Source organism: Plantibacter sp. AC185 (assembly GCF_979258065.1).
The window spans coordinates 2,597,433-2,617,434 of sequence record NZ_OZ409831.1; the positions used below are offsets into that span (position 1 = coordinate 2,597,433).

The window sequence follows — 20,002 nt, forward strand, 5'->3', positions numbered from 1 at the left end:
TCATCGCCTGTTGTCCCTTTCTCAGGAGGTCCTCGGCGCGCCGGCCCGGCCAGCGGCCGCCACACCGAGGGACTCCTGAGAAAGGGTCAGTGGAAGAGAACGGGAGTTGGTGGATTGGTGGGTGGATGTATGGATGGAGGCGAAGGGGGCTCAGTCGGTGATGGTGCTCGGCGGTGTGCCGAGGGCGTCGAGGTCCGACCAGAAGTCGTCGGGGATGAGGGTCGTGCGCAGTGCCTCGACCTGTTCCAGCCGCTCCGGACGGTTCATCCCGACGACGGTGGAGTCGACGAGGTCCGATCGCGTCGAGAACGCGAGGGCGGCAGCTGCAAGCGGGATGCCGTGTCGGCCGGCCAGTTCGTCGGCGCGGTCGACCCAGGCGAGCAGCTCAGGCGACCCGGCCTGGTACGCGTACGTGGCCGGCTTGCCGTCGCGGCCACGACGCCCGGCGAGGAGCCCGCCCCCGAACGGCGCCGCATTGAAGACGCCCATCCCCCGCGACCGCGCCTCCTCCAGCAAGCCGGTCGCCGAGCGGTCGACGAGCGTGAACCGGTTGTGGGTGAGGAGCACGTCGAAGACGCCGGTGCGAACGTAGGGCAGCATCACGCTGATGGCACCCGCAGCGATCCCGATCGCATCGACCAGGCCTTGCTCCTTGAGCGCCAGCATGCCCTCGATCGCGCCGCCCGGCGCCGACGCCTCCTCGAACGACACCGAGTACGGATCGTGCAGGTGGAACACCGGGATGCGCTCGACGCCGAGCCGCTCGAGACTCTCCTCGAAGGACCGCAGCACCCGGTCACGGTCGAACACCGCCGTCGACGGATCCTGGTCGGCCTTCGTCACGACCCCGCGCCCCTCGGGCAGACCGCCCTGCCGGATGGCGTCACCGATGGCCGTCTCGCTGCGCCCGTCCGAGTACGCGTTCGAGGTGTCGACGAGCAGGTTGGGGCCACGCAGGGCGGCCGACGCGAACGTCGTGGAGCCTGCGGCCGGTGAGCCGTCGGCGCTCGCCGGGGTGCCGAGGCCGGAGGTGCCGACCGTGACCGGGCTCGCGAGGAGTCCGGTCGAGCCGAGCGGGCGGAGGTCGTCCGGTGTCGCCACCGCTGGAGTCGTCCGGTCGGTGGAGGGTGTCTGGGTCAGGTCGTCGTTGATCATGTCGTCCATCCTGCAGTCGTCGGGCACTCGGGCGTCACCCCTTGAGTGCGCCGGATGCCAGCCCCTTCATGATCCGCTGGTTGAGGAACACGAATACGACGAGCAGCGAGAAGACGTTGATGCAGATGCCCGCGAACAGTGGTCCGTAGTCGACCTGGCCGAACTCCCCGCTGAAGTTCAGCAGGCCGGCCTGGATGGTGCGGAGGTCGGCGTTCGTCGTGAACGTCAGCGAGATGAGCAGGTCGTTCCAGATGGACAGGAACTGCACGAGCCCGATCGTGAAGAGTGCGTTCCGCACCATCGGCAGTCCGATGGACCAGAAGGAACGGATGATGCCGGCTCCGTCGATCGTCGACGCCTCGAACACCTCGCGCGGCACGGCCCGGAAGTAGGCGGTCATCATGAAGACCGTCAAGGGCATCCCGAGTGCCGTGTAGGTGATGATCATCGGCCAGTAGGTGTTCGTCAGGCCGAGGTTGAAGTAGGCGACGAAGAGCGGCACGAGGATCATCTGGCCGGGGATCATGATGCCGGAGATGAACAGCAGCAGTGTCAGGTTGCGGCGCTTCCACACCATCACCTCGAGGGCGAAGGCGGCGGCGACGCCGAAGATGAGGATGAAGACGAGTGACGGCAGGGTCACGATGACGCTGTTGAGCAGGTTCTGCGAGATGTTGCCGGTCGTCCAGGCGGTGACGTAGTTGTCGAAGCTCCACGACTCCGGGAGGGAGAAGGTGGACTCCTGCAGGAACTCGCGCTGGTTCTTGAACGAGGACAGGAACAGCCAGATGATCGGGTAGATCTCGATCACGAGCAGGAGTCCGATGAGGATGACCGAGGGCAGTTTCCGCAGGTAGTAGGCGCGCGAGCGGGGAGCGCGACGCATCTTCGGCCGGCGGACGGCAGTGCCGGATCCGTCGCCGCTGCCGCTCGAGGCCGGCGTGGTGGCGCCGCGCGCCGGGGTGATGGCGGTCGTCATGGCGTCAGTCCTTCGTCAGGTCTTTGCGGGAGGTCTTGAAGATCAGGAGCGTCACGAGGAAGCACATGATCGTGAGCACGAACGCGAGCGTCGAGCCGTAGCCGTAGTTCTGGTACGTGAACGTCGTGTTGTACATGTACAGCGTCAGCGGGGTCGTGGCCGTCCCTGGCCCACCGCCCGTCAAGGCGAGCACCGAGTCGAACACCTTGAGCGTCGCGTTGAAACTGAAGATCACGGCGGAGAGCAGGACCGGCAGTGACAGCGGCACGATGATGTACCGGACGAGCTTCAGGCCGCGGGCGCCGTCGATGCGGGCCGACTCGATCACCTCCTCGGGGATGTCGAGGAGTCCTGCGTAGAGCAGGACGGCGTAGAAGCCCATCGACCGCCAGAGGTCCATGATGATGATCACGACGAACGCGCTGTCGGGCGAGCTGAACCAGTCCACCGAGTCGATGCCGAAGCCGTTCAGGATGGCGTTGACCGGCCCGGTCTGTGGAGCGACCTCGAACAGGCGCTTGAACAGCAGACCGACGGCGACGGTCGGCAGCACGACGGGGAAGAACACGAGCGTGCGGACGAGCGTCGACGCTTTCTTCAACACGAAGACGTAGAAGAGGGAGAGCGCGTACCCGAGGGCGATCTGCGCGACCGTCGCGATGAGCGAGTACTTGATGCTGAAGAAGATCGCTTCCGGTGCCGTCGGGTCGGCGAACAGCTGGGCGAAGTTGTCGAGACCGACGAACTCGAAGCCGCGCAGGTCGCCCTGGAAGAAGGTGAGGCCGAACGACCACATCACCGGGACGAGCTTCACCAGGGTGAAGATGAGCAGGGCCGGGCCGAGCAGGATGGCGATGGCCTTCCTGTCGCCGAGGACGTCTTTCATGCTGTGCTCCTGAGTCGGTCGGGGGACCGTGAGGCTGGGCGGCGAGGTGCGTGACCCGCTGCAGGGTGGACGTCCGTGGACGGACGGATCCGGTCGCCGGGCGACTGCCGGGCGACCGGATCGCCGGTTACTTCTTGAGACCCGCGTCCACGCCGGCCTGGACGAGCGCCGCGAAGTCCTCGGGGGAGATGCCGCCGGTGAGCAGCGGGGCGGCGTTGGTCTGGGCGTCGACGCCGGCCTTCTCGGGGAGGAAGGTCTCGAACCAGGTGACCGTCTCATCGGTGTCGGCCATGATGCCCTGCACCTCGGCGGTGAGCGCCGGGACGTCGGTGACCTCTTCGTTGAGCTTGAACCCGGAGATGACGCCCTGGTTCTTCAGCACGCTGGAGCCGTAGTTCTCCGCGATGCAGCTCAGCCAGCCGCCGACCTTCTCCTCGTCGTAGCCCTTCGTGGAGAACGAGGTCGCCGCACCGGTGTTGGCCGGGTACTGGTCGATCGAACCCTTGCCGCCCTCGACGGTCGGGAACGGCATGAAGCCCACCGCGTCCTCACCGATCTGGTTGAGTTCGGTGTTGTAGACGTCGGCGAGCATCCAGGTGCCGTTGTACATCATGGCCGCGTTGCCGGTGAAGAACTCGCTCGTCGCGGTCTGCATGTCCATCGTCGTGATGCCGGCACCGAAGTACTTGCCGAGGTCCGCGACGGCGGTGATCGCCTCGACGTACTCGGGGTCGGTCAGCTTGGCGTCGCCCGAGGCGATGTCGTTCATCGCGTCCGGGCCGAGCAGTCGGAAGAGGTAGGTGCTGATGTAGCGGGTGATCGTCCAGCCCTGGGCACCGGAGACCGTGAAGGCGGACTTGCCGGAGGCCTGGACGGTGTCGGCCGCGTCGAGCAGTTCGTCCCACGTCTGCGGGACCGCGATGCCGAGGTCCGTGAACATCGTCTTGTTGTAGAAGAAGCCCTCGACGTTGTACTGGTAGGGCATCGAGACGAACCGGTCGCCGTAGATGTTCTTCACGGTGGCGACGGCCGAGGGGAGGATGTCGTCCATGACGCCCAGCTCGGTGAGGGTGTCCTCGAGGTCGAGGACGGTGTCGTCGTCGCCGAGGGTGCCGCCGGGCCGCAGCGGTGCGGTCGGTGCGGTGAAGGTGGTGGGCAGGGCGTTCTGGCTGGCGAGCAGCGTGACGCGCTGGAGCACGTCGGCCTGGGGCAGGGTCTCGACCTTGAGCGGCAGTGCCTTCTCGTTCGCGGCGCACGCGCCGTCGCCGAGAGCGGTGAGTTCGTCGCGGACGATCGAGTTCTCGACGGCCGCGAGGTAGTCGAACGACGTGGCGCTCGATGCGCCGCCGTTCCCTGCGCAGGCGGTCAGGGCGAGTGCGGTGACGCCGAGTGCGGCGATGGCGGTGGCCGACCGACGTTTCGGGGCCCGGTGCGCTGTGGACACATTTCCTCCTTGAAGATGTGGCAGTGATGTTGAGACGCGAGCGATGATGGTCGCGAGCAAAGTTGAAGCGTTTCAATGGCCGAGGCTAACCGCGCTCGGGTCGCATGTCAAGCGTCGGATCAGTTCCGCTCGGCGAGGCACTTCGAGCATGACAATGGCTGGACGGAATGCATATTGACACGTTTCAAGACGGCGACGAGAATGGGTGATCGTCGTCCCGTGATCTCGATCATGTCGGCACGACCACAGTCAACGACGATGCACGGCGATTCAACCCGCCGGACGAGGAACGGAACCGCACATGAGGTTGCAGGGCAAACGAGCCGTCATCACCGGAGCAGCAGGAGCGCTCGGGCGGGTGATCGCCCAGAAGCTCGCCGCGGAGGGTGCTGACGTCGCCGGCCTCGACCTCAACGCCGCGGGGCTCGAGGAGACGGCGGAGCTCGTCCGTGCGCACGGGGTGCGGGCCGCATCGGCGACGGCAGACCTGACCGACTTCGACGCCGTCCAGGCTGCCGTCGGCGGCATCGTCGACGAGTGGGGCGGGGTCGACATCTTGCTGAACGGTGCGGGCGGCGGCGCGGTCAGCTTCTTCCACGAGATGACGTACGAGACCTGGATGACCCAGATGGACCGCAACCTCAACTCGGTGTTCAACGTCACGCGCGCGGTCCTGCCCTCGATGCTCGAACAGCGCTCCGGTCGCATCATCAGCATCGCGTCCATCGCCGCCGTCAGTGGCGGACGCCTCGTGCGCGGGGCGACGGCCTACGCCGCGGCCAAGGCCGGCGTCGTCGGACTCACGAAGGCGCTCGCGATCGAGGTCGCCGAGCAGGGTGTCACCGTGAACGCGCTCGCCCCAGGAGCCCAGGCGACCCCCGGCCGCGACAACGACACCCCGGAGCGTCGCGAGGCGCTCCTCGCGCAGATCCCCACCCGGCTGCTCGGCGAGCCGGAGCACCTCGCGGAGACGGTCGTCTTCCTCGCCTCACCCGCCGCCGTGAACCTCACCGGCCTCATCCTGCCGCTCGACGGCGGACACTCGATCTGAGGCGGCGGACGATGACGACAGGACCAGAGGACATGACGAGACTCGAGCGCGGCAAGGCGAAGTTCGACGAGGTGTACGGCGAGGGCAAGTCGGAGGGGCTCGTCGCCATGCAGACCGGGCTCGCGCAGGACCTCGCGCGCTTCGGCATCGAGTTCAACTTCGGCGACATCTACTCCCGGCCGGGGCTCACGCTGGCGCAGCGGGAGCTCATCACCCTCGCGGCCCTCGTCGCGCTCGGTGGGCTGGAACCACAGCTGCGCGGCCACACCCGCGGTGCGATCAACGTCGGCTGCACCGCGACGGAGATCCTCGAGACGGTCATCCACACCGTGCAGTACGCGGGGTTCCCTCGCGCCCTCAACGCGATCCGTGTCGTCACCGACGCCCTCATCGAGTACGGCGTGGAGATCCCCGAGCCGCTCGGGCCGGAGCCGCATCGCGATCAGGAGTGACCCGGACCGGGCGATCTAGACTGAGCCGGGCCGCGGGCGTGCGCCCGCAGTGCCGCAGGACGACAGGAGGGGTGGAGCATGGGACGAGTCGGAATCCGCGAGGTCGCGACGCTCGCCGACGTCTCCATGGGGACGGTGTCGCACTACATCAACCACCCCGATCGCGTCTCGCCGGAGAAGCAGGAACGCATCCAGCGGGCGATCGACCAGCTGGGGTTCGTGCGGAACAACGCGGCCTGGCAGCTCCGTCTCGGTCGGAGTGGCACCATCGCGTACATCGCGCCGGACGTCAGCAACCCGTTCTTCGCGACCATCGCCGAGGGGGTGGAGCAGCGCGCGGCCGAAGACGGTCTCTCGGTGTTCATCGCCAACTCGAACCGGAGTCGTGAGCGTGAGGACGCCTATCTCGGCATGTTCGAGGCGCAGCGCGTGCAGGGCATGCTCGTCGCCTCCCACGAGTCCGTCGAGGAGCGGTTGACGAGCATCCGGCAGCGGGGCATCCCGTCGGTCCTCGTCGGGCAGCTCGCGTCGTCACCGGACCAGCCGTCGGTGTCGGTCGACGACGTCCGTGGTGGGTTCCTCGCCGCGGAGCACCTGCTGCAGACCGGGCGTCGTCGGCTCGCGTTCGTCGGTGGTCCGCTCGGCATCCGCCAGGTCGCCGATCGGTTCGAGGGTGCGAGTTCCGCCGTCGCGGCCGTGCCCGGAGCCACGCTGGAGGTCATCGCGGGCACGGAGCGCACGATCGCCGAGGGGCGCGAGCTCGGACGCGCGATCGCCGCACGACCGGGCGACGCCCGTCCCGACGCCGTCTTCGCGGTCAACGACCTGCTGGCACTCGGCATCATGCAGACGCTCGTGGTCGAGCACGGGGTCCGGGTCCCCGAGGACATCGCGATCGTCGGCTACGACGACATCGAGTTCGCCGAGTCGTCGATCATCCCGCTCACCTCGGTGCGGGCGCCGCACGAGGGTTTCGGTGTCGCGGCCGTCGAGCTGCTCCTCCAGGAGTTCGCCGTCGCCGACGGTGCCCCCGTCCCGCCCCCGTCATCCCGCCACATCGTCTTCGCCCCCGAACTCGTCCCCCGAGCCAGCTCGCGAACTGTCACCAACCGCTAGTCCAGCGCCCCGTCACTGTGCTGGAGTGACAGTTCGCGGGCTTTGGCGGGTGGCGGTTCGGATGCGGTAGAGGGACGTGCTGGCCGTGATGTAGAGGGTGCGGCCGTCGGGGTCGCCGAAGCAGACGTTCGCGGTGCGCTCAGGGACCGGGATGCGCAGGATGGTCGCGCCGGACGGGTCGAACACCTCGACGCCGTCGCCCGCCGAGGACCAGACGTTGCCGTCGACGTCGATCCGGAAGCCGTCGGACGCGGGAACCGCGGTGCTCGCGAAGGTGCGTCCCGGGGCGTCACCGAAGACGACCGAGACGCCGTCCTCCGCGACGTCGTACGCGGCGATGCGGAGTGCGCCGTCACCGGTGTCCGACACGTACAGGATCGACTCGTCAGGGGAGAACGCGAGCCCGTTCGGGTGCACGAGCGAGGTGATGACGGGTTCGACCACGCCGGTCGCCGGCTCGAACCGGAAGACGTAGCAGCCGTCGTACTCCTGCTCACCCGGGTGCCCCTCACGTCCGCTGGCGTCGATGCCGTAGGGCGGGTCGGTGAACCAGATCGAGCCGTCGGAGTGCACGACGACGTCGTTCGGGGAGTTGAAGCGGCCACCGGCCCAGTGATCGACGAGCGTGATCGGACCGTCGGGCCCCTCGATCTCGACCGCGCGCCGCCCGTGACTGCACTGCACGACCTGGCCCTCGCGGTCGATCGTGCGGCCGTTCGTGTACTCGGCGCCGTCACGGAACACGGCCGTCTCACCGGTCGCGTTGTCGAACTCGAGGATGCGGTCGTTCGGGATGTCGCTCCAGCGCACGCGGCCGGTCTCCGCGATCCACGCGGGCCCCTCGCTCCAGATCGCGCCCGTGTACAGGTGCTCGAGTTCGGCTCCTTCGGCGAGCAGCGGTGAAGGATCAATCATGGTGACGTCGTCGTCGGTCATGACGCCCAGCCTATTCGGCAGGTGCCGGTTTCGGCAGGTGCCGGTCTACGCCGGATCGATGGGGGAGGAGCCGAGGTTGCGCGCGCTCGGTCGGGTGACGGGCGGTTCGACGATCGACTCCAGGAAGGCCCACGCGTCCATGCGCCAGCGGTCACCGGCGACGTCGATCGCCTCGATCCGGAACGGTGGCGTGAGGATCGCGTCCCAGTCGATCGAGTCGAGGACGCGTCGCGGGATCATCTCATCGACGTACGGCGCTTCACGCTCAGGATCCGGCGCGACCTCGGGGGCTTCGTCGTCGACGAGGACCTCGAGTCGGTCGATCATCGCGTCGTCGAACGACTGCATGCGGGTCACGAGCGTGTGGAGTTCGTCGGGTTCGAGTCCGGCGACGAGTTCGAGGAGATACGCGCGCCCCGGATACGCTTCCGCGGGCACGTCGACGATGTTGTACCGGCCGTCGTCGGAGATCCACATACGTCAACGCTAGCCCGTCTCGGCTGGAGGCCCGCGGTGAGGTGCACCGATTCGTCGCTCGAGTCGCCGTCGGGCGACGCGTCGCCGCACCTCAGGCGGTCGGCGCCTGGCTCGGGTGGACGGGCAGCTGCGCGGCTGGACGGACGAGCGCCGTCGGGCCGGGATCGGTGAACCCGAACTGCTCGTAGAGGCCGTGCGCATCGCTCGTGAAGAGTGTCCACCGGAAGTGCGCGCCGGGACCGTCGTCGATCATGGCCTGCACGATCCGCTTGCCGAGCCCGTGGCCCCGGTGCGCTTCGTGGACGATGACGTCGGCGAGGTAGCCGAAGCCGAGTCCATCGGACACCGCTCGTGCGAAGCCGACCTGTGCGCCGGTCTCCTCCTCGTACACGCCGATCACGCGCCAGGCGTCGTCGATCTGCGCCTCGACGTCGGCTCGGCTGCGCCACTTGGCCCAGTAGACCTCGCGGAGCAGGGCCCACACGGCGTCCCGGTCGATGCGGTACTTCGAGTCGTCGATGCGGTAGCCCATCGGCCCACTGTAGGACGGCGTGGAGCGGGGTTCCGAGTGCCGATCCGGGGTCGGTGGACCGACCGTCATCGGGCGACACGAGGAATAGCCGCGCGCCGCTCAGCCTTACCGTGGGAGAGGCACACGCCTGAACCGAACCTCTGGAGGATCATCAGATGACTCACGCCCGCACCACCCTCGGAACGTCCGACCTGTCCGTCTTCCCGCTGAACCTCGGCGGCAACGTGTTCGGTTGGACCGCCGACCGGCAGACCTCGTTCGACATCCTCGACGCCTACGTCGCGGGTGGCGGTAACTTCATCGACACCGCCGACGGTTACTCCGCGTGGGTACCCGGCAACACCGGCGGTGACTCCGAGCGACTCATCGGCGAGTGGCAGGAACTCCGCGGCAACCGCGACGAGCTCGTCATCGCGACGAAGGTCAGCCAGCACCCCGACTTCCAGGGGCTCGCGGCCGACAACATCCTGAAGGCCGCCGACGCCTCACTCGAGCGCCTCCGCACCGACCACATCGACCTCTACTACGCGCACTTCGACGACGAGTCCGTGCCGTTGGAGGAGACGGTGACCGCGCTGTCGTCGCTCGTCGACGCCGGCAAGGTCCGCTACCTCGGCATCTCCAACTACTCCGCAGCGCGCATCGCCGAGTGGTTCGAGATCGTCGAGGCCAAGGGGCTCCACCGCCCGATCGCCCTCCAGCCGCACTACAACCTCGTTGAGCGCGACTTCGAGGGGGAGCTGCGCACGATCGCCGAGCGCGAGCAGCTCGCCGTGCTGCCGTACTTCTCGCTCGCGAAGGGCTTCCTGACGGGCAAGTACCGCGAGGGGTCGAGCGTCGACAGCGTCCGCGCCGAGGGTGCCCAGGCCTACCTGGCCGACCACGCCGCGCTCCTGCCGGTCCTCGACGAGGTCGCCGCCGCCCACAGCGTCTCGGTCGCGACGGTCTCGCTCGCGTGGCTCCGCTCGCAGCCGACCGTCGCCGCTCCCATCGCGAGTGCCCGCACGGTCGAGCAGCTGCCCGACCTCCTCGCCTCCGCGACGCTCGAGCTCTCCGCAGACGAGCTGGCCGCCCTCACCGCCGCCTCGGTCGCGTAGGGCTCGCTTCACCCCGCCGGTCCCTGAGCGACCTCCTTCGGTCCCTGAGTGACCTCCTTCGGTCCCTGAGCTTGTCGAAGGGCGCACCTCGACAAGCTCGGTGACCGGTAGGGCGGCTCGGTGGCCGGTGGGGTGGCTCGGTGGCCGGTGGGGTGGCTCGGTGGCCAGTGGGGCGTCCTCTCCGCGCTCCGAAACACCCCGGCAACATGTGTCCCGGTAGAGTCGGCCCATGGGTGACCTGTTCAACGGCTATGGCGGCACGCTCGCCCCGCGCAAGACTCCGGGCGGTGTTCCCGCGTTCGACGAGATGTTCGGCGAGGCGGCGGAACACGCGGGTGGTGCGACCGCCAGGCGGGCGTATCAGGAGATCTACAGCTCCCTCGCACGGATGACGCAGGAGGAGCTCCGAGGCCGCACCGACGCCCTCGCCAGCTCCTACCTCGCGCAGGGCGTGACCTTCGACTTCGCCGGCGAGGAGCGTCCGTTCCCGCTCGACGCGGTCCCGCGGGTGATCGAGCAGCAGGAGTGGACGCAGGTCGAGGCCGGCATCAAGCAGCGCGTCAAAGCGCTCGAGGCGTTCCTCGCCGACGTCTACGGCCCGCAGCTCGCCGTACGCGACGGCGTCATCCCCGCGAAGCTCATCTCCTCGTCGTCGCACTTCCACCGGCAGGCCTACGGGATCCAGGCGGCGAACGGCGTCCGCATCCAGGTCTCCGGTATCGACCTCATCCGCGACGAGCACGGTCAGATGCGCGTCCTCGAGGACAACGTCCGGGTCCCGTCCGGCGTCAGCTACGTCATCTCCAACCGTCGCGTGATGGCGCAGACGCTCCCCGAGCTGTTCGTCTCGATGCGCGTGCGGCCCGTCGGCGACTACCCGAACAAGCTCCTGCAGGCGCTGCGTGCGTCGGCCCCGCCCGGCGTCGAGGACCCGAACGTCGTCGTCCTCACCCCCGGCGTGTACAACTCCGCGTACTTCGAACACACGCTGCTCGCGCGGCTCATGGGCGTCGAGCTCGTCGAGGGTCGCGACCTCTTCTGCTCCGGCGGCAAGGTCTTCATGCGCACGACCGCCGGGCCCACGCGCGTCGACGTCATCTACCGCCGCGTCGACGACGAGTTCCTCGACCCGCTGTCGTTCCGCGCCGACTCCATGCTCGGTTCGCCCGGGCTCATGCTCGCCGCGCGCCTCGGCAACGTGACCATCGCGAACGCGGTCGGGAACGGTGTCGCCGACGACAAGCTCGTCTACACGTACCTGCCCGACCTCATCAAGTACTACCTCGCCGAGGACGCGATCCTCCCGAACGTCGACACCTGGCGTCTCGAGGACCCGCTCGCCCTCGAGGAAGTGCTCGACCGCCTGGACGAGCTCGTCATCAAGCCCGTCGACGGCTCCGGCGGCAAGGGCCTCGTCGTGGGTCCGGACGCGTCGAAGGAGGAGCTCGCGACCCTCAAGACGAAGCTGCACGAGGACCCGCGCGGCTGGATCGCGCAGCCGGTCGTCATGCTCTCCACCATCCCGACGCTCGTCGAGGACGGCATGCGTCCCCGTCACGCCGACCTGCGTCCGTTCGCGGTGAACGACGGCAACGACGTCTGGGTGCTGCCCGGCGGCCTGACGCGCGTCGCCCTCCCGGAGGGGCAGTTGGTCGTGAACTCCAGCCAGGGCGGCGGCTCGAAGGACACCTGGGTCGTCGGACGTCCGTTCGACCCCAACGCGGCGCCCGAGGCGTCCTCGCACGACATCCAGGGTCTCGTCGCCGAGCAGGCCACGACCGAGACGACGTCGATCCCGATCATCTACGACCACGGCACGACCCCGGAGCATTCGCCCCAGGACCGTCCGGCCGGCAACCAGGACCAGCAGGAGCAACAGCAGCAGACGCTCGCCCAGCCCGCTGCCGACGGGTCGACGCAGGAGGACGCATCATGCTGAGCCGCATCGCCGAGAGCCTCTTCTGGATCGGCCGCTACATCGAACGCAGTGACGGTACCGCGCGCATCCTCGACGTCCACCTGCAGCTGCTGCTCGAGGACCCGTGGATCGACGAGGACACCGCCTGCCGGTCGCTGCTCTCCGTCATGGGCAGCGACGCGCCCGCCGACCAGGAACTCACCCGTCAGGACGTCCTCGCGCAGCTCGCCGTCGACCGCACGCACCCGGCGTCGATCGCCTACTCGCTCGGCGCCGCTCGCGAGAACGCCCGACGTGCCCGCGAGATCGTGTCGACCGAGCTCTGGGAGTGCCTCAACACGACGCGTGCCCGGATGCCGCGCCGGGTCGCGAGCGACAAGGTGCACGAGTTCTTCGGGTGGGTGCGCGAGCGTTCGGCTCTCGCCGTCGGCATCGTCGACTCCGCCACGAGTCGCGACGACGCCTGGCGCTTCTTCACCCTCGGTCGCAGCCTCGAACGCGCCGACATGACCGCCCGACTCCTGGCGACGCGGTCGCTCACCGAGGCGAGCGGCCCGTCCTGGACGACGATCCTCCGCTCGTGCGGCGCCTATGAGGCCTACCTGCGCACGTACCGCGGCATGCCGAGCGCGAAGAACGCGGCCGAGTTCCTCCTGCTCGACCAGCTCTTCCCCCGGTCGGTCATGTTCTCCATCAGCCGGGCCGAGGAGTGCATGCGCGACCTCGAACCGCGCCGAGGCCGCGTCGGGACGGTTGATTCCGCCCAGCGCTTGCTCGGTCAGATCCGCAGCGACCTCGAGTACCGGCCCATCCAGGACACGCTCGTCGACCTCCCCGGCCGCATGGACGCCGTGCAGAACGTCACCAGCCAGGTGTCGGAGGCGATCCGCGAACGCTACTTCCCCACTCACGCGGTGCCCGCGTGGATCGGAGAGAACTCATGACCCGGCTCCACATCAAGCACAGCACCGGCTTCTCCTACGGCGGCAAGGTCAACGCGTCGTACAACGAAGCGCGCATGCTGCCGGTGACGACCGAGGACCAGTACGTCCTGTACTCGCACATCGACATCCAGCCGGGAGCGTCGCAGTCGACGTACACCGACTACTGGGGCATGAAGGTCTCGGCGTTCGAGGTGCTGACGCCGCACGAGGAGCTCTCGCTCACGGCGACGAGCCTCGTCGAGGTCCGGCCCCGTAAGCACGAGCCGCACCCGACCGGCTGGGAGCAGCTCGACATCGCGACCCAGGCCGCCGTGACCCGGGTGGAGCACCTGGAACAGACCCGACGCACGACGCCGCCGGACGACCTCGTCGAGCTCGCCCGGACCATCGCCGACCGCTACGAGAGCCCGTGCGAGGCCGCGATGGCCATCAGTCGGGAGATCGGCGAGCAGATGGACTACGTGCAGGGCGTCACGAGTGTGTACTCGACCGCTGCCGAGGCGTGGGCGAACCGCAAGGGCGTCTGTCAGGACATCACGCACATCGTCCTCGGAGCGCTGCGCTCGGTCGGGATCCCGGCCCGCTACGTGTCGGGGTACCTGCACCCGAAGCCGCACGCGGCGATCGGTGAGACGGTGACGGGGGAGTCACACGCGTGGGTCGAATGGTTCTGCGGTGACTGGCGGGGGTTCGACCCGACCAACATGGTCGACGTGGGCGAGCGTCACGTCCTCATCGGGCGGGGTCGTGACTACGGTGACGTCTCCCCGCTCCGTGGGGTGTACGCGGGCCCCTACCGCTCGAAGCTCTTCGTGAAGGTCGAGATCACCCGAGAGGCCTGACCCGACTCCACCGCGGGGAGACCCTCCTCGGTGGATGCGCCAGCGCGGTGCGCTGACGTGAGCGCGGGTCATGCGCGTGAGCGCGGGTCTCCGGAGGGTCGCGCTCACGCGCAGGCCACGCGGTCGCGCCCGTTCGGGTGCTCTCGCGTCAGTGCACCGCGCCGACGCCTACAAGCCCGCGCTCGCCTCAGCGCCCCGCGCCGGCACCCGTAGGATCGACGGCATGCAGACCGAGATGATCGTCCCGGCCCGCCGCCCGATGAAGCTGATCCCCGCGGTGCTGCTCGCCGCGTCCGCGTTCTGCCTCTTCGGCCTCATGCAGCCGCTCGCCGGCTACCCGCTCCTCGTCGCCGCGCTCGCGACCGCGATCCTGATCGACCGCGACCTCGCGAAGGACCTGTTCCTCATCGCGATCGGCATCGGGATCGTCTCGACCACGTCCGTGGAAGCGGACGTCTCCTGGCCGAGCTTCTTCCGCATCGGCACCGTCCTCCTGCTGGCGGTCGGTGTCCCGTTCCTCATCGACCGATTCGTCTACCGGCGGAAGGCGATCACCTTCCCCTGGCGCAGCCGCGAGAAGAAGACGAAGGGCGAGATCGCCTATCTCTTCGCCGTCCCGCTGCTCGGCTGGGCGATCCTCCCGTTCTACTTCATCCGCTCCGGTGCCTACGAGAACTGGCCGGTGATCAGCGACGCCGGAGAACTCGGCCGGTTCTTCGTCGGCGTCAACGCGGTCGGCACGTGGGACGAGCTGTTCTTCATCTGCACCTGCTTCGCCCTGCTGCGCCGGCACTTCCCGGTCTGGCAGGCCAACCTGTTGCAGGCCGTCATCTTCGTCTCGTTCCTCTGGGAACTGGGTTACCGCTCATGGGGCCCGCTCCTGACGTTCCCGTTCGCGCTCCTCCAGGGGTACCTGTTCTCGAAGACGCGGTCGCTCGGGTACATCCTCGCGGTCCACCTGCTCTTCGACGCGATCGTCTTCCTCGCGATCGTGCACGCGCACCATCGCGACTGGATTCCGATCTTCTGGTACTGAGCGATGTGTCCGCCCGCCAGCGCGGTGCGCTGATGCGAATGTCGGTGTCCCGGGCCCAGCGCGGTGCGCTGACGCGAGCGGCGGTGTTCAGGCTTCAGCGCGGGTCTGGCAGGTGACCGCGGGTCTCCAGAGGGGCGCGCTAACGCCACAGACCCGCGCTCACGCGAGCGCACCGCGCTGGCAGCAACCCGGACGGGAGTCAGGGGGCGGCGGGCCTCGACGCCGCTCCGTCGAGCCAGAGCTCGGTCGACTCGTCGCGGTGCACCCCGTCGGTGCCGACGTGCTTGTCGCTGATCGTCGGACCGTTCTTGATGACGTGCACGAGCGCCATCCCATGACCCCGGCCGAGCTCGTAGTCCGACTTCAGCCACTCGAGGATCTCGCCGGCCTTCGTCGACGCGTCGAAGCCGCGGGCGTGCGCCTCGTCGACGAGCTCGCGCGGGGTCTTACCGGTCTTCGCCTCGGCGGCATCGAGATAGGCCTGGAACGACATGACGGCTCCTTCGTCGATCGGGTGTCAGCGCCATCGTAGCCAGCGACGGCACCGAGCGACAGGCCCCGGAGCGCGCCATGCGGCCTCCCTCCAGGGTGGGCGGCGACGACGCCAATAGGGTGAGGGGATGGACCGCCCCAGCAGGACCCCCGCCGGATTCGCCGCGACCGTCGGCATCGACCTCCTCGCCGTCATCGTGTTCGTCCTCATCGGCCGCGCCAGCCACGGCGAAGGCATCCTCGGACTCCTCGTGACGCTGTGGCCGTTCGCCGTCGGACTCCTCGTCGGACACGTCCTCGCGCTCGTCCTCGGTCAGCGCGAGACCCGCTCCGTCCGCTGGGCCGGCGTCGTCGTCTGGGTGTCGACCGTCGTCGTCGGGATGGTGCTGCGCGCGGTCTCCGGCCAGGGCGTCCAACTCAGTTTCGTCATCGTGACCGTCCTCGTCCTCGCCGCACTCCTGCTGGGGTGGCGCTTCGTCGCGTGGCTCATCGCCCGCCGACGCCCATGACGCCGCCGACACCGACACCGACGATCACATGAGCGCCGAGCGCTGGGGGCGCTGGTACTTCGCCGTGCAGGCCCTCGCCGGCGCCGCATGGTGGGTGTCCGTGTTCCTCGTCCCGCCCGTCCGTGCGGCGACGCTCGGCAGCCTCGACCCCGTCGTCACGGCAGTACTCGACGTCCCGCTCTTCGTCGTCGCTTCGGCGCTCGCCGCGTGCGCCATCCGATGGGCGGCGATCCTCGCGACCGTCTGGACGCTGCTGGTCACCGTGTCACTGGGGATCTTCGCGGCCGTGACCCAGGAGGCGGGGATCGGCGCCCTGCTGATGGTCGGCGCCGCGGTCGGCTCGGTCACGGCCCTCGCGCTCGTCCTCACCGGCGGGATCCCCAGAGCGTGGATCGCCATCGGGCCGTTCGCGTTCCGCCCAGCCGATGCGTCGGCGTCGACCGGTTCGCAACTCGTGAGGACCGCCGTCGAGATCGTCGCGTTCTGGGGCGTCTTCCTCGCGGTGATCCCCGCCGTCCTGCGGTTCTTCGAGCTGCGATGGCGGGTCGCGATCGCCCTGCCGCCGGGTGCGGAGCAGTTCGCCGTCGTCGCCGGCATCGTCGTCTTGGTGCTCGGGAGCGTCGTCGGGCTCTGGTCGGCAGCCGCGATGGCGACGACCGGGGGTGGGACGCCGCTCCCCGCCGCGATGCCGAACCGACTCGTCATCGCCGGGCCCTATCGCTTCGTCCGCAATCCCATGGCGGTCGGCAGTATCGTCCAAGGCGTCGGCGTCGGGCTCCTGCTGTCGTCCTGGATCGTGGTCGTCTACGCGGTCTTCGGTGCCGTCGTCTGGAACGTCCTGGTCCGGCCGGTCGAAGAGGCCGACCTCGAGGCGCGCTTCGGCGAGCCCTACCGGCGCTACCGCGAGGACCTGCGGTGCTGGGTCCCGAGCCTCCGTCCGGTGGCGGCTCGTTCGTAACTCCTGCTGCCTGCGACGACCGGCCGCGTCACCCGCCGACCCGCGCGACGGGGAGCCCCGGCGGTCGCAGGATGCAGGAGTTGCGAACGCCGAGCGGCCCGGAGCGGAGCGGAGGACCGCCTAGCGGCGGGAGCCGGTGAGGGTCGTGGACTCGTCGACCGGCGACGATTCGGGACGCGACTCCGGACGCGGCTCGGGCGCCTTCGCACGCGACTTCGGCTTCGGCAGCGGGATCGGCGAGGTGAGCGCGATCTGCTCCGAGAAGTCCTCCGGCGTGACCGGTGAGACGACGCCGTCGTGGGTGAACTGCAGTCGCCAGCGGGAGTCGGGCGCCACGCGCAGGCGGAGGTGATGACGGAACACCCCGTAGGCGAGGCCGGTGGCGCAGGCGGCGAATCCGGCGAGAGCGCCCAGGCCGAGCGCCCAGCGCGGCCCGAAGGTGTTCGCCACCCACCCGACGATGGGCGCGCCGATCGGGGTGCCACCCATGAGGATCGCCATGTACAGCGCCATCACCCGGCCACGGACGGCGGCCTCGGTGCTCGTCTGCACGAGTCCGTTCGCGGTGGTCAGGAGCGTCACCGTCGAGAAGCCGACGAGGATCAGCACGGCGGCGAACGACCAGTAGCTCGGCATGAACGCGGCCGTGAGCGCAGCGACCCCGAAGAGCCCGGCCGCGCCGACGATCATCCGCATCTGGGCCTGCGCCCGCCGTGCTGCGAGGAGTGCGCCGGTCAGGGAACCGATCGCGAGCACCGAGGAGAGGATGCCGTACTCGCCCGCGCCCTTGCCGAACTCGACGGCCATGGTCGAGGCGAAGATCGGGAAGTTCATGCCGAACGCGCCCATGATGAACACGATCACGAAGACGACCATGAGGTCTGGCCGCCCGCGGACGTAGCGGAAGCCCTCGACGAACTGTCCTCGAGCCCGCGGTGGGCGCGGCGCCCGACGGAGCTTGCCGGTGCGCAGGGCCAACAGGGCGCCGATGACGCCGAGGAAGGTGAATGCGTTCACGACGAACACCCACCCGGAGCCGATCGCGACGATGAGGAGGCCGGCGATGGCGGGGCCGACCATGCGTGCCGCGTTGAAGGAGGCCGAGTTGAGCGCGACGGCGTTCGACATGTTGTGCTCGTCGACGAGCTCGGACACGAAGGTCTGGCGGGCCGGGCCGTCGACGGCGTTGATGATGCCGAGGGCCAGTGCGAAGAGGTACATGTGCCACAGCTCGGCGTGACCGAAGATGAGCAGGGCGCCGAGGGCGAACGCCAGGAGCATGAGGCTCGACTGGGTGAGGATGAGGATCTTCCGCTTGTCGAAGCGGTCGGCGATGAGACCGGTGATCGGCACGAGGACGAGCTGCGGCCCGAACTGCAGGGCCATGGTGGCGCCGACGGCCACGGCGTCGTTGTCGGTGAGGTCGGTCAGCACGACCCAGTTCTGGGTGGTGGCCTGCATCCAGGCGCCGACGTTCGACACAAGGGCGCCGATGAACCAGATGCGGTAGTTGACGCTGGACAGGGAACGGAACATTGCACTCACTGGGTGGCGAGTCTCCTCATGATCTCGGCTGCGCGGGCGAGGGTGTCGCGTTCGTCCGGGGTGAGCGCGCGCAGCTGCTGGGTGATCCACGCGTCGCGTTTCCGGACGGTCTCGGTGACGGTGGTGTGGCCCGCTTCGGTGAGGGCGATGGTGACCTTCCGGCGGTCGGCCGCGTCGGTTTCTCGGGTGACGTACCCGGCCTCTTCGAGGCAGTTGACGGTGCGATTCATGGATGGCGCGGACACGCGGTCGCGTTCGGCCAGTGCCCGCAGGGTTGCAGAGCCCTCTTTGTAGAGCCCTCCGAGGACGGAGAACTGCGGATCACTGAGGTCGTCGACCGACTTCTCCCCGCGCAGTCGTCTCGCGAGCCGGAAGGTGCCCATCCGGAGTTCGGACGCCTGCTCGGCGATCGTCAGGGCCCTGGTCTTCGTCGCTGCTCCGCTTGCCACGATTCGTTAGCCTAGCAAATTAGCCACCCTAAGTAAACCCGCGAACTGTCACCAACCGACAGTGCACGGGGTGCAGGACTGACCGTCGGTGACAGTTCGCGGGCTGGGGTGCGGTCAGAGCCAGCGGCGGGCTCGGAAGATGGCGTACAGGGTCCCGGAGAGGACGAGCATCGCTCCGATCGCGACCGGGTAGCCGAACTGCCAGTGGAGCTCCGGCATGTCGTCGAAGTTCATGCCGTAGACGGTGCCGATGAGTGTCGGGGCGAAGAGGATCGCCGCCCAGGAGGAGATCCGCTTGATCTCCTCGTTCTGCGCCAGCGCCGTCTCGCTCATCCGACGCGACTCCTCGTTCTGCGCGAGGCTCGCCTCCGAGAGGCGTCGCATCTCCTCGTTCTGCTGCTGCGTCATGAGCGTCGCGTGCACCGTCAGCGCGTTCCGGAGCAGGTGACGGAAGGAGTCGACGCGCTCCGCGATCCGGAGGGTGTGGTCGAGCACGTCGCGGAAGCCGTTGCGCAGCTCCTCGTCGAGACCGTACTTGTCGGCACCCTGCAGCAGGCCGTGGAGCATGGCCCGCAGGGGCGTGGTCGCGCGCTGGAACGCGATGACCTGACGCAGCAGCTCGTAGATGCGACGCGAGACGTCCGCAGCGTCGCCGAAGAGCTCGTCCTCGATCTCGTCGATGTCGTTCTCGAGCCCCGCGACGACGGGACCGTAGCCGTCGACGACCTGGTCGAGCACGGCGTGCAGGACGGCGTCGGGGCCGAGCGCGAGGATGTCGGGCCGGGCTTCGAGTCGCCGCCGGACCTGGCCGAGGTCGGGCTTCTCCGCGTGGCGGACCGTGACGACGAACCCGGGTCCGACGAACAGGTGCACCTCGCCGAACTCGACCCGCTCCTCCTCGTCCAGGTAGCGGGCGGGACGCAGGACGACGAACAGCGTGTCGCCGTAACGTTCGAGCTTCGCCCGCTGATGGCCCTTCAGAGCGTCTTCGACGGCGAGCGGATGCAGGTCGAACTCCTGAGCGACGGAGCGGATCTCCGACGGTTCCGGGCGGTACAGACCGATCCAGGCCATGCCCCGCTGTTCGTTGAGGAGCTCGTACGTCGCGTCGAGCGATCGCGGGCTCGCCGAGCGCCGTCCGGTCACGTAGATGCCGTTGTCGATGAGTGCCATGAGGTCTCCGT

Annotated in this window: 21 protein-coding genes; 10 read left to right on the forward strand and 11 right to left on the reverse strand. The window is 68.7% G+C overall.

Annotation, left to right across the window (positions count from 1 at the left end):
* Positions 1-150 precede the first annotated feature (150 nt).
* From ACZZZB_RS12310 to ACZZZB_RS12325, 4 genes are all read right to left on the reverse strand, one after another.
* Positions 151-1,155, reverse strand: coding sequence for an aldo/keto reductase (locus tag ACZZZB_RS12310; RefSeq protein WP_463529824.1), 1,005 nt, complete (start codon positions 1,153-1,155; stop codon positions 151-153).
* 34 nt (positions 1,156-1,189) lie between these two features.
* The gene (locus tag ACZZZB_RS12315; protein ID WP_463529825.1) at positions 1,190-2,134 is read right to left on the reverse strand and encodes a carbohydrate ABC transporter permease; all 945 of its coding nucleotides are present in this window, start codon (positions 2,132-2,134) and stop codon (positions 1,190-1,192) included.
* A 4-nt stretch (positions 2,135-2,138) separates the two neighbouring features.
* A complete protein-coding gene (locus ACZZZB_RS12320; RefSeq protein WP_064295739.1) occupies positions 2,139-3,020 on the reverse strand; it encodes a carbohydrate ABC transporter permease in 882 nt (293 codons plus the stop codon).
* A 127-nt stretch (positions 3,021-3,147) separates the two neighbouring features.
* The gene (locus tag ACZZZB_RS12325; RefSeq protein WP_079003547.1) at positions 3,148-4,464 is read right to left on the reverse strand and encodes an ABC transporter substrate-binding protein; all 1,317 of its coding nucleotides are present in this window, start codon (positions 4,462-4,464) and stop codon (positions 3,148-3,150) included.
* 301 nt (positions 4,465-4,765) lie between these two features.
* Here ACZZZB_RS12325 and ACZZZB_RS12330 point away from each other — a divergent pair, with 301 nt between their 5' ends.
* From ACZZZB_RS12330 to ACZZZB_RS12340, 3 genes are all read left to right on the forward strand, one after another.
* Positions 4,766-5,515: an SDR family NAD(P)-dependent oxidoreductase gene (locus ACZZZB_RS12330; RefSeq protein WP_064295740.1), complete on the forward strand. Its 750-nt coding sequence runs from the start codon at positions 4,766-4,768 to the stop codon at positions 5,513-5,515.
* 11 nt (positions 5,516-5,526) lie between these two features.
* Positions 5,527-5,967, forward strand: coding sequence for a carboxymuconolactone decarboxylase family protein (locus ACZZZB_RS12335; RefSeq protein ID WP_205125882.1), 441 nt, complete (start codon positions 5,527-5,529; stop codon positions 5,965-5,967).
* A gap of 78 nt (positions 5,968-6,045) precedes the next feature.
* Entirely contained in the window at positions 6,046-7,083 is a 1,038-nt protein-coding gene (locus ACZZZB_RS12340; RefSeq protein ID WP_463529826.1) for a LacI family DNA-binding transcriptional regulator, read from the forward strand.
* Between the two features lie 12 nt (positions 7,084-7,095).
* On the opposite strand, the gene ACZZZB_RS12345 is transcribed toward ACZZZB_RS12340, so the two are convergent.
* The 3 genes from ACZZZB_RS12345 to ACZZZB_RS12355 all read right to left on the reverse strand — a co-directional run bounded on the left by ACZZZB_RS12345 (position 7,096) and on the right by ACZZZB_RS12355 (position 9,028).
* Entirely contained in the window at positions 7,096-8,019 is a 924-nt protein-coding gene (locus ACZZZB_RS12345) for an SMP-30/gluconolactonase/LRE family protein (protein ID WP_463529827.1), read from the reverse strand.
* Positions 8,020-8,064: 45 nt separating this feature from the next.
* Positions 8,065-8,496, reverse strand: coding sequence for a hypothetical protein (locus ACZZZB_RS12350; protein WP_137244155.1), 432 nt, complete (start codon positions 8,494-8,496; stop codon positions 8,065-8,067).
* Positions 8,497-8,587: 91 nt separating this feature from the next.
* Positions 8,588-9,028, reverse strand: coding sequence for a GNAT family N-acetyltransferase (locus tag ACZZZB_RS12355; RefSeq protein ID WP_463529828.1), 441 nt, complete (start codon positions 9,026-9,028; stop codon positions 8,588-8,590).
* A gap of 155 nt (positions 9,029-9,183) precedes the next feature.
* Here ACZZZB_RS12355 and ACZZZB_RS12360 point away from each other — a divergent pair, with 155 nt between their 5' ends.
* From ACZZZB_RS12360 to ACZZZB_RS12380, 5 genes are all read left to right on the forward strand, one after another.
* The gene (locus ACZZZB_RS12360; RefSeq protein WP_463529829.1) at positions 9,184-10,125 is read left to right on the forward strand and encodes an aldo/keto reductase; all 942 of its coding nucleotides are present in this window, start codon (positions 9,184-9,186) and stop codon (positions 10,123-10,125) included.
* A gap of 229 nt (positions 10,126-10,354) precedes the next feature.
* Complete coding sequence (locus ACZZZB_RS12365; RefSeq protein WP_463529830.1) at positions 10,355-12,064, forward strand: circularly permuted type 2 ATP-grasp protein; 1,710 nt, start codon at positions 10,355-10,357, stop codon at positions 12,062-12,064.
* Entirely contained in the window at positions 12,058-12,987 is a 930-nt protein-coding gene (locus ACZZZB_RS12370) for an alpha-E domain-containing protein (RefSeq protein ID WP_064295753.1), read from the forward strand. The genes ACZZZB_RS12365 and ACZZZB_RS12370 overlap by 7 nt, the downstream gene beginning before the upstream one ends.
* Entirely contained in the window at positions 12,984-13,829 is an 846-nt protein-coding gene (locus ACZZZB_RS12375; RefSeq protein ID WP_079706431.1) for a transglutaminase family protein, read from the forward strand. Before ACZZZB_RS12370 ends, ACZZZB_RS12375 begins: the two co-directional genes overlap by 4 nt.
* A 223-nt stretch (positions 13,830-14,052) precedes the next feature.
* Positions 14,053-14,865, forward strand: a complete 813-nt coding sequence (locus ACZZZB_RS12380; RefSeq protein WP_079706990.1) for a CPBP family intramembrane glutamic endopeptidase — start codon at positions 14,053-14,055, stop codon at positions 14,863-14,865.
* A gap of 199 nt (positions 14,866-15,064) precedes the next feature.
* Here ACZZZB_RS12380 and ACZZZB_RS12385 read toward each other — a convergent pair whose 3' ends face one another.
* The gene (locus tag ACZZZB_RS12385) at positions 15,065-15,358 is read right to left on the reverse strand and encodes a DUF4287 domain-containing protein (protein ID WP_463529831.1); all 294 of its coding nucleotides are present in this window, start codon (positions 15,356-15,358) and stop codon (positions 15,065-15,067) included.
* A 127-nt stretch (positions 15,359-15,485) separates the two neighbouring features.
* Here ACZZZB_RS12385 and ACZZZB_RS12390 point away from each other — a divergent pair, with 127 nt between their 5' ends.
* Together ACZZZB_RS12390 and ACZZZB_RS12395 are read left to right on the forward strand one after the other, a co-directional pair.
* Positions 15,486-15,866 carry a DUF3054 domain-containing protein gene (locus ACZZZB_RS12390; protein ID WP_138945482.1) on the forward strand — a complete coding sequence of 127 codons (381 nt, stop codon included), beginning with the start codon at positions 15,486-15,488 and terminating at the stop codon, positions 15,864-15,866.
* 28 nt (positions 15,867-15,894) lie between these two features.
* A complete protein-coding gene (locus ACZZZB_RS12395) occupies positions 15,895-16,824 on the forward strand; it encodes a methyltransferase family protein (protein WP_463529832.1) in 930 nt (309 codons plus the stop codon).
* A 120-nt stretch (positions 16,825-16,944) separates the two neighbouring features.
* On the opposite strand, the gene ACZZZB_RS12400 is transcribed toward ACZZZB_RS12395, so the two are convergent.
* The 3 genes from ACZZZB_RS12400 to ACZZZB_RS12410 form a co-directional block, all read right to left on the reverse strand.
* Positions 16,945-18,360, reverse strand: coding sequence for an MFS transporter (locus tag ACZZZB_RS12400; RefSeq protein WP_086475260.1), 1,416 nt, complete (start codon positions 18,358-18,360; stop codon positions 16,945-16,947).
* A 5-nt stretch (positions 18,361-18,365) separates the two neighbouring features.
* Complete coding sequence (locus ACZZZB_RS12405; RefSeq protein ID WP_229939713.1) at positions 18,366-18,818, reverse strand: MarR family winged helix-turn-helix transcriptional regulator; 453 nt, start codon at positions 18,816-18,818, stop codon at positions 18,366-18,368.
* 114 nt (positions 18,819-18,932) lie between these two features.
* A complete protein-coding gene (locus ACZZZB_RS12410) occupies positions 18,933-19,991 on the reverse strand; it encodes a magnesium and cobalt transport protein CorA (RefSeq protein ID WP_064295772.1) in 1,059 nt (352 codons plus the stop codon).
* Positions 19,992-20,002: the final 11 nt, after the last annotated feature.